Genomic DNA, 17,683 nt, shown 5'->3' on the forward strand with positions numbered 1-17,683 from the left:
AGAAGCTGTTTTCAAAGTTTTACGCCTGCATGATCGGTCGGGGAGGGGACGCGAGGGACTCGCGTCAAACCGGACTGCGGGGCGGGCTTTGTACGATAAGTGGCTCGCCGGCTTATCGTAAAAAGCCCTGACTGTGCTCGTGACGCTTTGAAAACAGCTTCCAACGGACATTGGCGCCTTAAAAGGCCCGGTGATTCTACGGTAAAAAACCGCTGAAGGTAAGTTAGCCCCTACAGGTTGAAGGGTGTACCTCGTTAGACAAAGGGCTAACATGCCGGCTTGTTTCGTTCGCCGTCGTGTTCCCTTGCCATGCCCAATCAAATCATCAAGACGCCCTGCGTGGGCCTGTGCTCCACCGTCTACGGCGACCTCGTGTGCCGGGGATGCAAGCGCTTTCACCACGAAGTGATCCACTGGAACGGCTACGACGAGGATGCAAAGCGCGCCGTCTGGCTGCGCCTTGAACAGCTGCTGGTGCAAGTGATGGCGGGGAAAGTCGAGGTGTTCGACCCGGCCAGGCTGCGGGCGCAACTGGAGCAGCGCAAGATTCGCTTCGTTCCCCATCAGTCGGAATATTGCTGGGCCTACCAGCTGATTGCCCGGGGCGCGAGGGTGATCAACCAGCTGGACGCCTACGGCATGGTGCTACTGCCGGAGTTTCGCGACTGGTCGCTGCCTGAGCTGCGCGATGCCATTGATCGGGAATTCTTCCTGCTGTCCGAAGCGCACTACGAGCGTTACATCGCGCCCGGCTTCCTCAAGGATGCGATGGGCGCGGTCTGACAGTGGCGTGACTCTCGCGCTCGAGCGGTAAATCCTGCGCTTTTCATCTGCGCACGCTGGCTCTGCCCGTCAGGCTCCGTATAATGCTGCGCCTTGCCCAGCCAGCCATCCGTGAACCCATGCAGATCTATCCAGAAATCGACGCCTTCCTGCTGTGCCCCACGCCCGACAGTTGGGTTCAGGCCGCCTTGCAGAATCTGGATATCCTGCTGATCGATCACGCCAACAATGAAAAGAAGGCCGCCGGCGCGGCGTTTCAGTTCATGTTCCAGTACAACGACAAGTTCGACCTGCTGGCCAAGATGTCCCGGCTGGCGCGCGAAGAGCTGCGTCACTTCGAGCAAGTGATCGGCATCATCAAGAAGCGCGGCATTCCGATGGCCAACATCAGCTCGGCGCGCTATGCCGGGTCGCTGCGCAAACTCGTTCGTACCCACAACCCGTATCGCCTGACCGACGCGCTGGTCGTCGGCGCCATCGTCGAAGCGCGCTCGTGCGAACGTTTCGCCGCGCTGGTGCCGCATCTGGACGAAGACCTGTCGAAGTTCTACGCCAGCCTGCTCAAGTCCGAGGCCCGGCATTTTCAGGACTACCTGAAACTCGCCTACACCTACGGCACTGAAGCGGACGTCGACGCCAAGATCGAAGAAATCCGCCTGGCCGAGCGCGAGCTGATCCTGAGCCCGGATGAAGATTTCCGCTTCCACAGCGGTGTGCCGGCGCTCTAAGCCACTCTAGAAACCTACCCATTCAGCAGGCGAACTACGTTCGTCCGAATTCGCGCACCCTAAATATTGTTTCATTGTGTGTTTACTGCCTAGGCAGTAAGATCCGCTCCATTCACTGCCTAAGCAGATAATGGGTGGCTATCAATGGCGCATTTCACTCCTGAAAATTTTCACGACAGTCTGCTGGGCATGTTGCTGGGCCGGACTGAACAATTGAAAAACCGCATCCTCGACCGGCATCTCGAGCCCCACGGCGTCACTGCGCAGCAGTTCAAAGTGCTGGTGATGATCGCGCGTTTCTGCGCTGAGACCCCGGCCGATATCTGCCGCATGTTGAATCTCGACAGTGGTTCGATGACCCGGATGCTCGACCGTCTGGAGCAGAAAAACCTGCTGTCCCGCGCGCGCTCGGAATCCGATCGGCGTCAGGTGCAACTGGTGCTGACCGAGGAAGGCAAGGCGCTCTCCGACCTGTTGCCGGAAATCGGCGCACACGCGATGAACGAGATGGTCGGCGTGCTGGAAGACAGCGAGCTGCTGGCCCTGGAAAAGATTCTGACGAAAATTCTGGTTGCCTCGGGCGACCCCATTACGATTGCCCGGATTGCCGAACAATGAGCACTCACCTTCAGCGGGGCTCGACCCTGCGCACGTCCCTGAGCCTGATAGTCGTGGCAGTGGTGCTGGCCGGTTGCGCCAGTTCCAAAGGCCTGAAAACCGAAGCCGTCGGCATCGATGCCAACAGTCTGCAGACCGCTCAAAGCCTCAATGGCATCACCCTGTCGCCGGCCGCCTGGCCGAAGCGCGACTGGTGGACCAGCCTGGGCGATCCACAACTCAATAGCCTGATCACCGAAGCACTGCGCGACAGTCCGGACATGCAGATCGCTGCCGCCCGGACCCATCAGGCGACCGCGCAGGCCTATGCCGCCGACGCCGAACGCATGCCGACCGTGGATGCCGACGCCAGCGTCAGCCGTTCGCGCCTGGCCCGTGATCAGGACCCGACCGGGGCAGGCGGGCGCTACAGCACTTTGCGCAGCCTGAGCGCCGGCTTCAATTACAACTTTGACCTGTGGGGCGGCCAGCGTGCTGCCTGGGAAGCGGCGTTGGGCCAGGCCCGTGCCAGTGAAGTCGACCAGCAAGCAGCGCAATTGACCCTCGCCGCCGACGTCGCCCGCGCTTACAGCGACCTGGGCCAGGCCTACATCGTCCGTGACCTGGCGGCCGAAGACCTCAAGCGCACGAGTCAATTGCTTGACCTGGGATCGCGGCGCTTCAAGTCGGGCATCGACAGCGAGTACCAGTACGAGCAGACCCAGAGCCTGGAAGCCAACTCCCGCGAGTCGTTGGCAGACGCGGAAAAAAGCCTGCGCAGCGCCAAGATTCAGCTGGCCGTGCTGATGGGCAAAGGCCCGGACCGCGGCGAACAACTGAGCCGGCCTGCGGTGCTGCAACCTGCTGTCGTGGCCCTGCCTTCGGTGGTGCCTGCGGAATTACTGGGCCGTCGCCCGGATCTGGTAGCCGCGCGCTGGCGGGTTGAAGCGGCGAGCAAAAACATCGACGTCAGCAAGACCAACTTCTACCCGAACCTCAACCTGAGCGCGTCGGCAGGGGTGGAGTCGCTGCTGGGTGATGCGATGTTCGGCTCGGCCAGTCGCTTCTTCAACGTCGCGCCGACGGTGTCGCTGCCGATCTTCGACGGCGGCCGTCGCCGTGCCGATCTGGATGCGCGGGACGCCGACTATGACCTCGCCGTGGCGCAGTACAACAAGACGCTGGTCCGGGCGCTGGGGGATGTCAGCGATGGCATCGGTCAGTTGCGCGACATCCGCCGTCAGATCGAAGCGCGCCAGCAGGCGACCGACGTGATTCAGAAAGCCTACGACACCGTCGTTCAGCGCTACTCATCCGGCATCGGTAATTACCTGGACGTGCTGAGCGTCGAGCAACAACTGCTGCAATCTCAACGCCAACAGGCTGATCTCAACGCGGAACGAATCGATCTTTCGATCCAGTTGATGCAGGCCCTCGGGGGAGGCTTCGAAGACAGCAAGCCCGGCGACAACGCCGCCCCGGTCGTCCCGTCAACTGCTTCGCTGACTCATTAAGGTAATCGTCATGGCCACTGCCACTACCGACAACAACGCTACAAACGAAGAAAAGGACGTCAACGCCTCCGCGCCTGACAAGGCCGCTGACAAGGCCGCCGAGCAGACCAAACCGACCAAGAACCCGCGCAAGCGCAAGCTGCTGTTGCTCGGCCTGCTGCTGGTCGTGGTGCTTGGCGTGCTTGGCGTCTGGGCCTGGTACGAAATGTACGGTCGCTGGAGCGAGAGCACCGACGATGCCTATGTAAACGGCAACGTCGTGGAGATCACCCCGCAAGTCACCGGCACCGTGGTCAGCATCGGCGCCGACGACGGCGATCTGGTCCGCGAGGGGCAGGTGCTGGTGCAGTTCGACCCGAATGACGCCGAAGTGGCGCTGCAAAGTGCCGAAGCCAATCTGGCAAAAGTCGTGCGTCAGGTGCGTGGTCTGTACAGCAATGTCGACGGCATGAAAGCCCAACTGGCGGCCCAGCGCGCCGAAGTGCAGAGAGCCCAGGACAACTTCAACCGTCGTCGCAGTCTGGCGGCCGGCGGGGCGATTTCCCAGGAAGAGCTGTCCCACGCCAAGGATGACCTGACCACCGCGCAGAATGCGTTGACCAACATTCAGCAGCAGCTGGCGACCAGCACTGCGCTGGTGGATGACACCCAGGTGTCCTCGCACCCGGACGTCAAAGCCGCTGCCGCTCAACTGCGTCAGGCCTACCTGAGCAACGCGCGCAGCACGCTGATCGCGCCGGTCACCGGTTACGTCGCCAAGCGCACCGTGCAGCTGGGCCAGCGGGTTCAGCCGGGCACTGCGCTGATGGCGGTGATCCCCCTCGACCAGCTGTGGATCGACGCCAACTTCAAGGAAACCCAGCTCGGCCAGATGCGCATCGGCCAGCCGGTGGACATCGAAGCCGACCTGTATGGCGGCGACGTCAAATACAGCGGCACCGTGGACAGCGTCGGCGCCGGTACCGGCAGTGCGTTTGCATTGTTGCCCGCCCAGAACGCCACCGGTAACTGGATCAAGATCGTCCAGCGTATTCCGGTGCGGATTCACATCAACGCCGACGAGCTGGCCAAGCATCCGCTGCGCATCGGCCTGTCGACCACCGTGGACGTGAACCTTCACGACCAGAGCGGTCCGGTGCTGGCGCAGCAACCGCCGAAGCAGCCGCTGTTCACCACCGATGTCTACGCCAAACAACTGGCCGACGCCGACACGATGATCGCCCGCGTGATCCACGAGAACAGCGCGTCAACCAGCGGCAAGACGGCCCAGCGCTGATTCGCCAATCCATCTGCCACGGCCTGTGTGTACAGGCCGTGGTGATCTTTGAGTGTCAAAGGATTCGCGATGAGTACCAACGCTCCCGCTTCTTTTACGCCGCCAAGCCTGTTGCTGACCACCATCGGCCTGTCGCTGGCGACTTTCATGCAAGTGCTCGACACGACCATCGCCAACGTGGCCTTGCCGACCATCTCCGGCAACCTCGGCGTGAGCTCGGAGCAGGGCACGTGGGTCATCACCTCCTTCGCGGTCAGTAACGCCATCGCGCTGCCGCTGACCGGCTGGCTGAGCCGGCGCTTCGGCGAGGTGAAGCTGTTTCTGTGGGCCACGCTGCTGTTCGTCACCGCCTCGTTTCTCTGCGGCATTTCCACCTCGATGCCTGAGCTGGTGGGCTTTCGAGTGTTGCAGGGCATGGTTGCCGGGCCGTTGTACCCGATGACGCAAACGCTGCTGATCGCCGTTTATCCCCCTGCGAAACGGGGGATGGCATTGGCATTGCTGGCGATGGTGACGGTTGTAGCGCCGATTGCCGGGCCGATTCTCGGCGGCTGGATCACCGACAGTTACAGCTGGCCGTGGATCTTCTTCATCAACGTGCCGATCGGGCTGTTCGCGGCGTTCGTCGTGCGTCAGCAGATGGCTACCCGGCCGGTCAGCACCAGCCGCCAGCCCATGGATTACGTGGGGCTTATCACGCTGATCATCGGCGTGGGCGCGCTGCAGATCGTGCTCGACAAAGGCAATGACCTGGACTGGTTCGAGTCGAACTTCATCATTATCGGCTCGGTGATTTCAGCCATTGGCCTGGCGGCATTTGTCATCTGGGAAATGACGGATGATCACCCGGTGGTCAACCTGCGGCTGTTTGCGTTTCGCAACTTTCGCTACGGGACGATCTGCCTGGTAGCGGGCTACGCGGGGTTCTTCGGGATCAACCTGATTCTGCCCCAGTGGCTGCAAACGCAGATGGGTTACACGGCGACCTATGCGGGGCTGGCGGTGGCGCCACTCGGGGTGCTGCCAGTATTGATGTCGCCCTTCGTGGGACGTTATGCGCATAAATTCGACTTGCGCCTCCTCGCCGGCCTCGCGTTTCTGGGGATTGGCCTGAGTTGCTTCATGCGAGCAAGTTTCACCAGTCAGGTGGATTTCGAGCACATCGCCCTGGTGCAGTTGTTTATGGGTGCGGGCATTGCGTTGTTCTTCATGCCGACCTTGAGCATCCTGCTCTCCGACCTGCCGCCGTCGCAGATCGCCGACGGCTCGGGGCTGGCGACCTTCCTGCGGAACCTGGGGGGCAGCTTCGCGGCCTCCTTGACCACGTGGATCTGGATCCGCCGCGCCGATCAGCACCACGCCTATCTGAGCGAAAGCGTGAACGCCTACGAGCCGACGACGCGACATGCGCTGGAGACCCTGGGTGGGGCGAGCAATCAGGCGTATGCACAGCTCGATTCGATGGTCACCAGCCAGGCGTACATGATGTCCACGGTGGACTACTTCTACATGATGGGCTGGGTGTTCCTGTCGCTGATCCTGATCATCTGGCTGGCCAAACCGCCGTTTACCGCGAAGGCGGCGCCTGGGGGAGGGCATTGATGCTGGGGCAGGTGGGCTGAGTGCGGGATAAGCACCATTGTCCAGACAGCTGCTGTTTTGAGCTGCAAATACAATACTTGTGGGAGTGACCGGGGTGGCGCTCCACCTTGCTCACGAAGACGGTATTTCAGCCGCTGAAGATTCAGCGGATGTACCGGCCCCTTCGCGAGCAAGCTCGCTCCCACAGGTCCCCCGTCCGACAATCATCGGTCCTCAGCCCTGACGGTCAGGCCTCAAACGCAAACGACTCCAGGTGAAAGCCCGACTCATCGATCCGCAGCAACCATCCCTCGCGATCCCAATCCCCCAGCACGATGCGCTGCGCCATGGTCTCACCCAGTGGAACGTCGTGAACCGCAGGGCGATGGGTGTGACCATGGATCAGCGTCTTCACGCCGGACTCGTTCATCACCCGCGGTACTTCTTCGGGCGTGACGTCGACAATGTCGCTGGCCTTCATCCGCGTCTGCGCACGGCTTTCGCTGCGTAGCTTGCGCGCCAGCTTGAGCCGTGTGCTCAACGGCAGATGCCGCAGCACCCACAGCGTCAGCGGATGGCGCAGGTAACGGCGCATACGCATGTAGGCTTCGTCCCGCGTACACAGGCTGTCGCCGTGCATCAGCAGCACCGGTTCGCCATTGAAATTCACGACGCTCGGGTCCTTGAGCAGCGTGCAGCCCGCCGCTTTGCAAAACCCCTGACCGATCATGAAGTCGCGATTGCCATGCATCAGGAACACCCGCGTGCCGCTGTCGCTCAGCGTACGCAGCGCCTGGCAAATCGAGCGCTGAAAGGGCGACATGGCGTCATCGCCAATCCAGGCTTCGAAGAAATCCCCAAGGATGTACAGCGATTCAGCCTCGCGCGCGCGCCCATTCAGCAGACCGAGAAACGCCCGGGTAATGTCCGGGCGTCCTTCTTCCAGGTGCAGATCGGAGATCAGCAATATCACTCAATGATCTCGGCTTTCTCGATGATCACTTCTTCGGCTGGCACGTCCTGGTGACCGGCCTTGGACGTGGTGGCGACGCCCTTGATCTTGTCGACCACATCAGTGCCTTCGACGACGTCAGCGAACACGGCGTAACCCCAACCCTGCACGGTCTTGGCGCTGTGATTGAGGAAGCTGTTGTCGGCGACGTTGATGAAGAACTGCGCCGAGGCTGAATGGGGCTCCATGGTGCGGGCCATGGCCACTGAGTACTTCTTGTTCGGCAGGCCGTTGTCGGCTTCGTTCTGGATGCTCGGGCGCTTGTCTTTCTTCTCTTTCATGCCAGGCTCGAAGCCGCCGCCCTGAATCATGAAATTGCCGATCACGCGGTGAAACACGGTGTTTTCGTAGTGGCCTGCTTTGACGTATTCGATGAAGTTGGCGACAGTCAGCGGCGCCTTTTCTGCGTTCAATTGCAGAACGATTTCACCGTGGTTGGTGGTCAGCTTTACTTTCGACATGGTCAGCTCGCTCTTTGAAGTCGTAATGGGAGGCAGTGATCGCAGCAGTCGGCCATCGGAATGCGAGGCCAGTCCTGCGGATTCACTTCAGGCGCGCAGTTTACAGAGGGTAGCCGTTGCTCGGGTAGTTGCGATTGAGCAGCAGGTTCCGCCGCTGACCGGGCGCCCATCTCGGCAGTTTTGTCACAGCGCGCTGTCAGGGGCTTGACAGCTTCGGCTATGATAGGCGCTTTGATTTAACCGGCCTTCCTGGCCGCGACCCGTACAAGGATCCTATGAGCAAGCCCACTCAAGATGCCGCTGCGAATTCCAAGGCAGGCCCAGCCATTCCAACCAACTTCCTGCGCCCCATCGTGCAGGCTGACCTGGATTCGGGCAAGCACACCCAGATCGTGACCCGCTTCCCGCCGGAGCCCAACGGCTACCTGCACATCGGTCATGCCAAGTCGATTTGCGTCAACTTTGGTCTGGCTCAGGAATTCGGCGGCGTCACGCATCTGCGCTTCGACGACACCAACCCGGCGAAGGAAGACCAGGAATACATCGACGCCATTGAAGCCGACGTCAAATGGCTGGGCTTCGAGTGGTCCGGCGAAGTGCGTTATGCCTCGCAGTACTTCGACCAGCTGTACGCCTGGGCGGTCCATCTGATCGAGACGGGCAAGGCCTACGTCGATGACCTGACCCCCGAGCAGGCTCGCGAATACCGCGGCACCCTGACCGAGCCGGGCAAGAACAGCCCGTTCCGCGATCGTAGCGTCGAAGAAAACCTCGACCTGTTCAGCCGCATGAAGGCCGGCGAGTTCGAAGACGGCGCCCGTGTCCTGCGCGCCAAGATCGACATGGCTTCGCCGAACATGAACCTGCGCGATCCGATCCTCTACCGTATTCGTCACGCCCATCACCACCAGACCGGTGATAAGTGGTGCATCTACCCCATCTACGATTTCACCCACGGTCAATCGGACGCCATCGAAGGCATCACCCACTCGATCTGCACCCTGGAATTCGAGAGCCATCGCCCGCTCTACGAGTGGTTCCTCGATAACCTGCCGGTGCCGTGCAAGCCGCGCCAGTACGAGTTCTCGCGCCTGAACCTGAACTACACCATCACCAGCAAGCGCAAGCTCAAGCAACTGGTCGATGAAAAGCACGTGCACGGCTGGGACGATCCGCGCATGTCGACGCTGTCGGGCTTCCGCCGTCGCGGTTATACACCGGCGTCAATCCGCAATTTCTGCGAAATGATCGGCACCAACCGTTCCGACGGCGTGGTCGATTTCGGCATGCTGGAATTCAGCATCCGTCAGGACCTGGACCACAACGCCCCGCGCGCCATGTGCGTGCTGCGTCCGTTGAAAGTCGTGATCACCAACTACCCGGAAGGCCAGGTCGACCACCTCGAACTGCCGCGCCATCCGCAGAAGGAAGAGCTCGGCGTGCGCAAGCTGCCGTTTTCCCGCGAGATCTACATCGACCGTGACGACTTCATGGAAGAGCCGCCGAAGGGCTACAAGCGCCTGGAGCCGAACGGTGAAGTGCGCCTGCGTGGCAGCTACGTGATTCGCGCCGACGAAGCGATCAAGGACGCCGACGGCAACATCGTCGAGCTGCGTTGCTCCTACGACCCGGAAACCCTGGGCAAGAACCCTGAAGGCCGCAAGGTCAAAGGCGTTGTGCACTGGGTGCCGGCAGCGGAAAGCATCGAATGCGAAGTGCGCTTGTACGACCGTCTGTTCCTGTCGGCAAACCCTGAGAAAGCAGAAGAGGGCAAGACCTTCCTGGACAACATCAACCCAGGCTCCCTGCAGGTGTTGACCGGTTGTCGCGCTGAACCGTCGTTGGCTGACGCTCAGCCGGAAGACCGTTTCCAGTTCGAACGCGAAGGCTATTTCTGCGCGGATCTGAAGGACTCGAAACCCGGTCATCCGGTCTTTAACCGGACTGTGACGCTCCGCGATTCGTGGAGCTAAGGTAGGCAACGTGCTTTCTATCTACAACACGCTCAGCAAGAGCAAAGAAGTCTTCAAACCGCTGGATGGCAACAAGGTGCGCATGTACGTCTGCGGGATGACCGTGTACGACTACTGCCACCTGGGCCACGGCCGCAGCATGGTGGCGTTCGACGTCGTCACCCGCTGGCTGCGTTTCAGCGGCTACGACCTGACCTACGTGCGCAACATCACCGACATCGACGACAAGATCATCAACCGCGCCCGTGAAAACGGTGAAGCGTTCGATGCCCTGACCGCGCGCATGATCGACGCGATGCACGAGGACGAAGCGCGCCTGAACATCCTCAAGCCGGACATGGAGCCGCGCGCCACCGATTACATCGGCGGCATGCACGACATGATCCAGCGCCTGATCGACAAGGGCTATGCCTACGCACCGGGCAATGGCGACGTGTACTACCGCGTCGGCAAATTCCTCGGCTACGGCAAGCTGTCGCGCAAGAAAATCGAAGACCTGCGTATCGGTGCGCGGATCGAAGTCGACGAAGCCAAGGACGACCCCCTGGATTTCGTGCTGTGGAAAGGCGTCAAGCCGGGCGAACCGAGCTGGGAATCGCCGTGGGGCGCCGGGCGTCCGGGCTGGCACATCGAATGCTCGGTGATGTCCACCTGCTGCCTGGGTGAGACCTTCGACATTCATGGTGGCGGTAGCGATCTGGAATTCCCGCACCACGAAAACGAGATTGCCCAGAGCGAAGCCGCAACCGGCAAGACCTACGCCAACGCCTGGTTGCACTGCGGCATGATCCGCATCAATGGCGAGAAGATGTCCAAGTCCTTGAACAACTTCTTCACCATTCGCGACGTGCTGGATAAATACCACCCGGAAGTAGTGCGTTACCTGCTGGTGTCGAGCCACTACCGCAGCGCTATCAACTATTCCGAAGACAGCCTGAAGGAATCGAAAGGCGCGCTGGAGCGGTTCTATCACGCGCTCAAAGGCTTGCCGGTCGCTGAGCCTGCGGGGGGCGAGGCGTTCGTCGAGCGTTTTTCGAATGCCATGAACGACGACTTCGGGACCCCGGAAGCCTGCGCCGTGCTGTTCGAGATGGTCCGCGAGATCAACCGTCTGCGCGACAGCGATGTCAACGCAGCGGCAGGTCTGGCGGCTCGCTTGAAGGAGCTGGCCAGTGTGTTGGGCGTGTTGCAACTGGAAGCCGATGACTTCCTGCGCGCCGGCGCTGAAGGGCGGGTGGATGCCGCCGAAGTCGAAGCCTTGATCGCCGCACGCCTGCAGGCGCGCGCTGACAAGAACTGGGCTGAAGGCGACCGCATCCGCGATCAACTCACCGCCATGGGCGTGGTGCTGGAAGACAGCAAGGGCAGCACGACATGGCGCTTGGCGGATTGATCAGCCGCGCAAACGCTTGATGTGGGAGCGACCGGAGTGGCGCTCCACCTTGCTCGCGAAGGCGGCTTTTCAGCCAATGAAGATGTAGCGACTGTAACCGCCTCTTCGCGAGCAAGCTCGCTCCCACATTTCATCTGTCACCCGTTACATCTGCGGTGATTGTTCCCGTTCTGGGTGGAACAATCAGTCTCACGAAGTTCGTTTGGCAAATTGTTGATGTCGACTGACCTGCTGCTTTTGGCGCCTAAGTGCTTTAGGCCAGAACAGCAAGTGACGTGTACCTGGCAACCATCGCGTCTGACGTAATTAGCTTCATCGGTTCAGTAATGGCGGCAGCAACGATTAGCCTATCGAATGGGTCGCGATGATGGTGTTCCAGATCTTTGACTGCGATTGCATGTTCAACGCTGACAGGGAGCTCGATAAAGCCGCTGTCTCGGCAGTACTCGCGAATCTCCTCGAGATCGGCCGTTAGTTTCCCCAAGCCAATCTTTATCGACATCTCCCAGAACGTGGCGGCGCTGATGTAAACCTCAGTGGCGGTTTCGATCAGTTTTTTTGCTTTGGGAGAAAGCTTCGGGTCGTCAGTCAGAGCCCACAGAAGAATATGAGTATCCAGCAGTATCCTCATGGGCGACTGCCTTCGAAATCATCCAGCACAGAGTCAGAAAGCGGTGCATCGAAGTCGTCCGGTAGTTGAAGAATACCTTTCATAGCACCGATGCGTTTACCGGTGGGCCGTCCGATCGGGACGAGACGCGCCATTGCTCGACCATGTTTAGCGATCGTGATGGTCTGGCCCGCCGCAGCGTCATCTACCAGTTTTGACAGGTTGTCCTTGGCCTCACCGAGGGGGACGATAATCATGACGTATGCTCGCATTCGGAAATATTGGCCAAATATAGCCATATAATTCTTCTTGCCCAAGCCACCGTTACAATTCTGTGCTGATTGTGGAGACGCCCCGCGTGGGAATGCCTCGTCTGACACTCCGCATCCCGGTTTTGCTGGCTCTGCGCGCTAGCGACAAACCCCGATCAAAACCCCTGTTCCCGCAGTCGCTTGTACAGCGTATTCCGGCTCACCCCCAGCCGCTTCGCCAGCTGCGAGATATTTCCGCCTGCCGCCTGCAACAACTCGCTCAGTTCCTCAGGCGTATCCAGCGCAGCCTTGCGGTTGAGCACTGTCTCGGGCTCGACACGTTCACACCCCATCGCCAAGTCCGCAAAAAAGTCTTCCGGCAGATGCTCGGTGGAGATCGGCTGATCGTCGGCGAGCGCCAACGCCACCTGAATCACGTTGCTCAACTGCCGCAGGTTTCCCGGCCACGGGTGCCGTTCAAACAGCTCCATCACCTGAGGCTCGAAGCCCGCTGTCTGCTGCGGTTCGCGGTGCTGTTCCCAGATGGCACGCACCAGCGCGGGTTTATCGCTGCGATCGCGCAACGGCGGCAGCCCCAGGTTCAGGCCACTGATGCGGTAGTACAAATCCTGTCGAAACCGCCCGTTCTGCACATGCTCGCGCAGTGAACAATGGGTCGCGGAAATCACCCGGATGTCTACCGGATACAACTCACTGCTGCCCACCGGCTGCACGCACCGCTCCTGCAACACCCGCAGCAAGCGCGCTTGAACCGGCAGCGGCATGTCGCCGATCTCGTCGAGAAACAGCGTGCCTTTGTCCGCCTTGCGGATCAGCCCGATGCTGCCTTTATGGTGAGCCCCGGTGAACGCGCCTTTTTCGTAGCCAAACAGTTCGGCTTCGACCAGCTCCGACGGGATCGCTGCGCAGTTCACGGCAATCATGGGCTGATCGGCGCGGGAGCTGGCGCGGTGCAGGGCTTTGACGAACACTTCCTTGCCCACACCCGTCTCACCGAGGATCAACAGCGGGACGTTCTTCTCCAGCAGTCGCTGACCCTGGCGCGCGGCTTTCTCAACCCGCTCATCACCCAGCCCTGGCTCAATGGTGCCAACAGTGGCCGACCGAGACGCAACCGATACTTGCACCGGAGTTGGCACCGGCACCGTTCTGAGCTTGAGCACCGGCGCCTTCGGCCGTTTCAGCATGCAATGAAAACGGTTATGGCCCGAGGCCTGAAGCGGAAAGGGCTGGCCTTCCATTTGATCCAGCAGGTCGGTGATCGGCGCCTTGAACAGATTTTCGATGTTGGCATTGAGCAGGCTGACGCCCAGCAGATTGTCGGCACGGCGGTTGGCGCAGAGCACCCGGCCGCTTTCGTCGAACACCAGCAGCCCGGCCCACTGGCTGTCGAGGTTGTTCAGGCCGGTGTTGAACACGAGCTGGAAATGGCTGTGCTGGAACTGGTCGAGGATCAGCCGGTTTTCGATGGTCTGGCCCATCATCTTGACCATCCCCAGGGTGTGGGAGGGCGGCAGGAAGCTGTCGCTGGACACATCGAGCACCGCGATCATTCGCCGTGACGCATCGAAAATCGGCGCTGCCGACCCGGTCATGAAACGGTTGGCCTTGAGAAAGTGTTCATCGTGTTCAATGTGAACAGCCTGTTCACAGGCCAGGGCCGTGCCGATGGCGTTGGTGCCGGCGCCTTGCTCCAGCCAGCTGGCGCCGGCGACGAAACCCGGCTGTTGATCCGGCTCGACGAAGCGCTTGTTGCCCCAGGAATTGAGCACCTGGCCCTGCTGATCGGCGAGCAGGATCAGGCAATTGGAATTGCTCAGGATGTTTTCGTAGAAGGGCAGCACCTGCTGGTGAGTGGTCTGCACCAGTGAATGATGGCGCTCGAGCAGTTGCGAAACCTGCTGATCGGGCAGGCGACCGAAGGACGGGCGTGACTGGTGGTCGAGGCCGAACTCGCGGCAACGGGCCCACGAGTCCTGAATGATGCTGTCGTGGCTGGGGGATGCGCCTGCTGTGGCCATGAAATGGCTCCGTCCGAGTGCTTTTATTTATTGTTGTCGAGATGCCGCTAGGCAGAGCATCCCTGCTCGAAAACGTCCACCCATTGTTGTTCAGGATTGTTCAAAGTCAATGTTCATTTTGTTCAGGTGTTCAGCCTTTCCTGTTCATTTATGTTCATCAACGAATGCCGATCTGTGCGGCAAATTGTCGCAACCGCTCTAGTCCGCGTATTCCAGCCAGAAAGCGCCTGAGCAAGCGGGTTGGCACGATTGTCGCTATCCAACAAGCGGTCAGCACAATCGGTCAACGGATGTCACGACCTGCCATACGGCACACACGCAACACCCCGAACAAAACAAATAAAAAGGGCACGCCATGTCTCTCACGCTTGAGCACGTCAGCCGCTCCGTCGACGGTCAGATCTGGATCGACGATGCTTCGCTGAGCTTTGAACCCGGCTCATTCAACGTATTGCTGGGGCGCACCTTATCAGGCAAAACCAGCCTGATGCGCTTGATGGCCGGTCTGGACAAGCCAGACAGCGGCCGGGTACTGATGAATGGCAAAGATGTCACCCAGGTCGCGGTGCGGCATCGCAACGTCTCCATGGTTTATCAGCAGTTCATCAACTATCCGAGCATGACCGTCTACGACAACATCGCCTCGCCGCTGCGCCAGGCCAAGATGTCGAAGGACGAAATCGACCGCCGGGTTCGCGAAACCGCGAAGATGCTACGCATCGAAAAATTCCTCAGCCGTCACCCCCTCGAATTGTCCGGCGGCCAGCAGCAGCGCACGGCCATGGCGCGGGCGCTGGTCAAGGACGCCGAACTGATTCTGTTCGATGAGCCGCTGGTCAACCTCGACTACAAGCTGCGTGAAGAGCTGCGTCAGGAAATGCGCCAGCTGTTCGAAACGCGCAATACCATCGCTATCTACGCCACCACCGAGCCGAACGAAGCGCTGGCGCTGGGCGGGACCACCACGATTCTGCACGAAGGTCGCGTCATCCAGAGCGGCCGGACGCCCGAGGTCTATCACCAGCCGAAAACCGTGCTGGCCGCCGAGCTGTTCTCCGAGCCGCCGATCAACCTGATGCCCGGCCGCATCGAAGGCAACGAAGTCAGCTTCGCCAACTTCGTGCACTTCCCGCTGAACGTCGACCTGCGCACCATCGGCGACGGCGAGTACCGCTTTGGCGTGCGCCCGAGCCACCTGAGTCTGGTGCCGTCCAACGACGACGACCTCGAGCTGGCGGTGACCGTCGAGCTTGCCGAGATCAGCGGTTCGGAAACCTTCCTGCACGTGCGCAACGAGCATTTCTCGCTGGTGCTGCATCTGCCGGGCGTCCACGAGTACGACGTGGACACGCCGATTCGCGTGTATATCCCGACTCACAAACTGTTCGTATTCGATCAGCAGGGCGGCCTGATTCAGGCGCCGGGCCTGCGCATGGCGAGGGTTGCCTGATGGCCGAGATCCGCTTGCAACAACTCGCGCACAGCTACAGCGCCAATCCGACTGGCCCTGAAGACTATGCCATCCGCGAAATGACCCACATCTGGGAGCAGGGCGGCGCCTATGCCTTGCTCGGCCCGTCCGGCTGCGGCAAGTCGACCCTGCTCAATATCATCTCCGGCCTGCTCAGCCCGTCCGAAGGCAAGGTTCTGTTCGACACCACCTTGGTCAACGACATGTCGCCGGAAGAGCGCAACATCGCTCAGGTTTTCCAGTTCCCGGTGGTCTACGACACCATGACGGTGTACGACAACCTCGCCTTCCCGCTACGCAATCAGGGCATGCCGGAAGCGAAAGTGAAGATCAAGGTGCAGGAAATCGCCGACGTGCTGGATCTGCAGCCCTTGCTGAAGAAGAAAGCCAAAGGCCTCACTGCTGACGAAAAACAGAAAGTCTCCATGGGCCGCGGGCTGGTTCGCGATGACGTGTCGGCGATTCTGTTCGACGAACCGCTGACCGTGATCGACCCGCACCTGAAGTGGAAGCTGCGCCGCAAGCTCAAGCAGATTCACGAGCAGTTCAACATCACCATGGTCTACGTCACCCACGATCAGCTGGAGGCTTCGACCTTCGCCGACAAGATTGCGGTGATGTACGGCGGCCAGATCGTCCAGTTCGGCACCCCGCGCGAACTGTTTGAAAAGCCGCACCACACCTTTGTCGGCTACTTCATCGGCAGCCCCGGCATGAACCTCATCGAGGTCAAGCCTGAAGCCGGCGGCGTGGGCTTTGGCGGGATTCATCTGCCGTTGTCCGAAGCCTTGCAGCAGCGCCTGGCCGCCACTCAGTGGAGCACGTTGAAAGTCGGGATTCGTCCCGAGTTCGTGCACGTCTGGGACGGCCCGGTCGATGACGCCATGCAAGCCGAGGTGACCTACGTCGAGGACCTGGGGACCTACAAGATCCTCACCCTGAAACTGGCCGGCCAGCTGTTGAAAGTGCGCGTGCAGGAAGACAAGCCGGTGCCCCAGGGCCAGGCCTGGATCAGTTTCCCCGCGCAATGGCTGATGCTCTACGCCGATGAATTTCTGCTGGAGGCCGCGGCGAACACACTGCCGGCCAGCGAGGTGTCCCATGACTAAAGTGCAAAACAACAAGGCCTGGTGGCTGGTGCTGCCGGTGTTCCTGCTGGTGGCGTTCAGCGCCATCATTCCGATGATGACCGTGGTCAACTATTCGGTGCAGGACATCTTCGACCAGTCCAGCCGTTATTTCGTCGGCGCCGACTGGTTCCGGCAAGTGCTGCAGGACCCGCGCCTGCATGACTCGCTGCTGCGCCAGTTCATCTACTCCGCCTGCGTGCTGCTGATCGAAATCCCGCTAGGCATCGGCATCGCCCTGACCATGCCGACCAAGGGGCGCTGGTCATCGGTGTGCCTGATCGTCATGACCATTCCGCTGCTGATCCCCTTCAACGTGGTCGGCACCATCTGGCAGATCTTCGGCCGTGGCGACATCGGTCTGCTGGGCTGGATCCTCAACGATGTGCTGGGCATCAGCTACAACTACGCGGCCAATGCGTCGGACGCCTGGGTGACCGTGCTGGTCATCGACGTCTGGCACTGGACCTCGCTGGTGGCGTTGCTGTGCTATTCGGGTCTGCGCGCCATTCCGGACGTGTATTACCAGGCGGCGCGAATTGACCGGGCGTCCAACTGGGCGGTATTCCGACACATCCAGCTGCCAAAGATGAAAAGCGTGCTGCTTATCGCGGTGATGCTGCGCTTCATGGACAGCTTCATGATCTACACCGAGCCATTCGTACTCACCGGTGGCGGTCCGGGCAACTCAACGACCTTCCTCAGCCAGACCCTGACGACCATGGCTCTCGGCCAGTTCGACCTGGGCCCTGCGGCGGCGTTCTCGCTGGTGTATTTCCTGATCATTCTGTTGGTGTCGTGGGTGTTCTACACCGCCATGACCCACAGCGAAAAGAACTGAGGAGCGCCCATGAACAAGCGCGA

Annotated in this window: 16 protein-coding genes; 11 read left to right on the forward strand and 5 right to left on the reverse strand. The window is 60.5% G+C overall.

Annotation, left to right across the window (positions count from 1 at the left end; translation table 11 throughout):
* Positions 1-309: 309 nt before the first annotated feature.
* The 6 genes from AC07RO_RS10470 (at position 310) to AC07RO_RS10495 (ending at position 6,500) form a co-directional block, all read left to right on the forward strand.
* Positions 310-783: a DUF1289 domain-containing protein gene (locus tag AC07RO_RS10470; RefSeq protein ID WP_065986417.1), complete on the forward strand. Its 474-nt coding sequence runs from the start codon at positions 310-312 to the stop codon at positions 781-783.
* A gap of 119 nt (positions 784-902) precedes the next feature.
* Complete coding sequence (locus AC07RO_RS10475; RefSeq protein ID WP_122537832.1) at positions 903-1,511, forward strand: MiaE family protein; 609 nt, start codon at positions 903-905, stop codon at positions 1,509-1,511.
* 144 nt (positions 1,512-1,655) lie between these two features.
* Entirely contained in the window at positions 1,656-2,129 is a 474-nt protein-coding gene (locus AC07RO_RS10480; RefSeq protein ID WP_192174116.1) for a MarR family winged helix-turn-helix transcriptional regulator, read from the forward strand.
* Positions 2,126-3,622, forward strand: coding sequence for an efflux transporter outer membrane subunit (locus AC07RO_RS10485; RefSeq protein ID WP_495085959.1), 1,497 nt, complete (start codon positions 2,126-2,128; stop codon positions 3,620-3,622). Before AC07RO_RS10480 ends, AC07RO_RS10485 begins: the two co-directional genes overlap by 4 nt.
* A gap of 10 nt (positions 3,623-3,632) precedes the next feature.
* On the forward strand, positions 3,633-4,898 hold the full coding sequence (locus AC07RO_RS10490) for an HlyD family secretion protein (RefSeq protein ID WP_495085960.1): 1,266 nt from the start codon (positions 3,633-3,635) through the stop codon (positions 4,896-4,898).
* 69 nt (positions 4,899-4,967) lie between these two features.
* A complete protein-coding gene (locus tag AC07RO_RS10495; RefSeq protein ID WP_133773439.1) occupies positions 4,968-6,500 on the forward strand; it encodes a DHA2 family efflux MFS transporter permease subunit in 1,533 nt (510 codons plus the stop codon).
* 226 nt (positions 6,501-6,726) lie between these two features.
* Here AC07RO_RS10495 and AC07RO_RS10500 read toward each other — a convergent pair whose 3' ends face one another.
* A complete protein-coding gene (locus AC07RO_RS10500; RefSeq protein WP_495085961.1) occupies positions 6,727-7,452 on the reverse strand; it encodes a UDP-2,3-diacylglucosamine diphosphatase in 726 nt (241 codons plus the stop codon).
* On the reverse strand, positions 7,449-7,952 hold the full coding sequence (locus AC07RO_RS10505; RefSeq protein ID WP_495085962.1) for a peptidylprolyl isomerase: 504 nt from the start codon (positions 7,950-7,952) through the stop codon (positions 7,449-7,451). The genes AC07RO_RS10500 and AC07RO_RS10505 overlap by 4 nt, the downstream gene beginning before the upstream one ends.
* A gap of 275 nt (positions 7,953-8,227) precedes the next feature.
* On the opposite strand from AC07RO_RS10505, the gene AC07RO_RS10510 reads away from it, so the two are divergent.
* Complete coding sequence (locus AC07RO_RS10510) at positions 8,228-9,925, forward strand: glutamine--tRNA ligase/YqeY domain fusion protein (RefSeq protein WP_192174110.1); 1,698 nt, start codon at positions 8,228-8,230, stop codon at positions 9,923-9,925.
* Between the two features lie 10 nt (positions 9,926-9,935).
* A complete protein-coding gene (cysS, locus tag AC07RO_RS10515) occupies positions 9,936-11,318 on the forward strand; it encodes a cysteine--tRNA ligase (protein WP_192174109.1) in 1,383 nt (460 codons plus the stop codon).
* A 253-nt stretch (positions 11,319-11,571) separates the two neighbouring features.
* On the opposite strand, the gene AC07RO_RS10520 is transcribed toward cysS, so the two are convergent.
* The 3 genes from AC07RO_RS10520 to AC07RO_RS10530 form a co-directional block, all read right to left on the reverse strand.
* Positions 11,572-11,949, reverse strand: coding sequence for a type II toxin-antitoxin system VapC family toxin (locus tag AC07RO_RS10520; RefSeq protein WP_074892086.1), 378 nt, complete (start codon positions 11,947-11,949; stop codon positions 11,572-11,574).
* On the reverse strand, positions 11,946-12,185 hold the full coding sequence (locus AC07RO_RS10525; protein ID WP_065986546.1) for a type II toxin-antitoxin system Phd/YefM family antitoxin: 240 nt from the start codon (positions 12,183-12,185) through the stop codon (positions 11,946-11,948). Before AC07RO_RS10525 ends, AC07RO_RS10520 begins: the two co-directional genes overlap by 4 nt.
* A 170-nt stretch (positions 12,186-12,355) precedes the next feature.
* Positions 12,356-14,221 carry a sigma-54-dependent Fis family transcriptional regulator gene (locus AC07RO_RS10530; RefSeq protein WP_495085963.1) on the reverse strand — a complete coding sequence of 622 codons (1,866 nt, stop codon included), beginning with the start codon at positions 14,219-14,221 and terminating at the stop codon, positions 12,356-12,358.
* A 355-nt stretch (positions 14,222-14,576) separates the two neighbouring features.
* On the opposite strand from AC07RO_RS10530, the gene AC07RO_RS10535 reads away from it, so the two are divergent.
* From AC07RO_RS10535 to AC07RO_RS10545, 3 genes are read left to right on the forward strand one after another with little or no spacing between them, the layout of a single operon-like run.
* Positions 14,577-15,671 (forward strand): ABC transporter ATP-binding protein, encoded by a 1,095-nt coding sequence (locus AC07RO_RS10535; RefSeq protein ID WP_423572627.1) that lies wholly within the window; start codon positions 14,577-14,579, stop codon positions 15,669-15,671.
* On the forward strand, positions 15,671-16,801 hold the full coding sequence (locus tag AC07RO_RS10540; protein ID WP_495085964.1) for an ABC transporter ATP-binding protein: 1,131 nt from the start codon (positions 15,671-15,673) through the stop codon (positions 16,799-16,801). The genes AC07RO_RS10535 and AC07RO_RS10540 overlap by 1 nt, the downstream gene beginning before the upstream one ends.
* Positions 16,794-17,660, forward strand: coding sequence for a carbohydrate ABC transporter permease (locus AC07RO_RS10545; RefSeq protein WP_122537610.1), 867 nt, complete (start codon positions 16,794-16,796; stop codon positions 17,658-17,660). Before AC07RO_RS10540 ends, AC07RO_RS10545 begins: the two co-directional genes overlap by 8 nt.
* Positions 17,661-17,683: the final 23 nt, after the last annotated feature.

The sequence above is a fragment of the Pseudomonas sp. GW821-FHT07F05 genome (assembly GCF_059418765.1).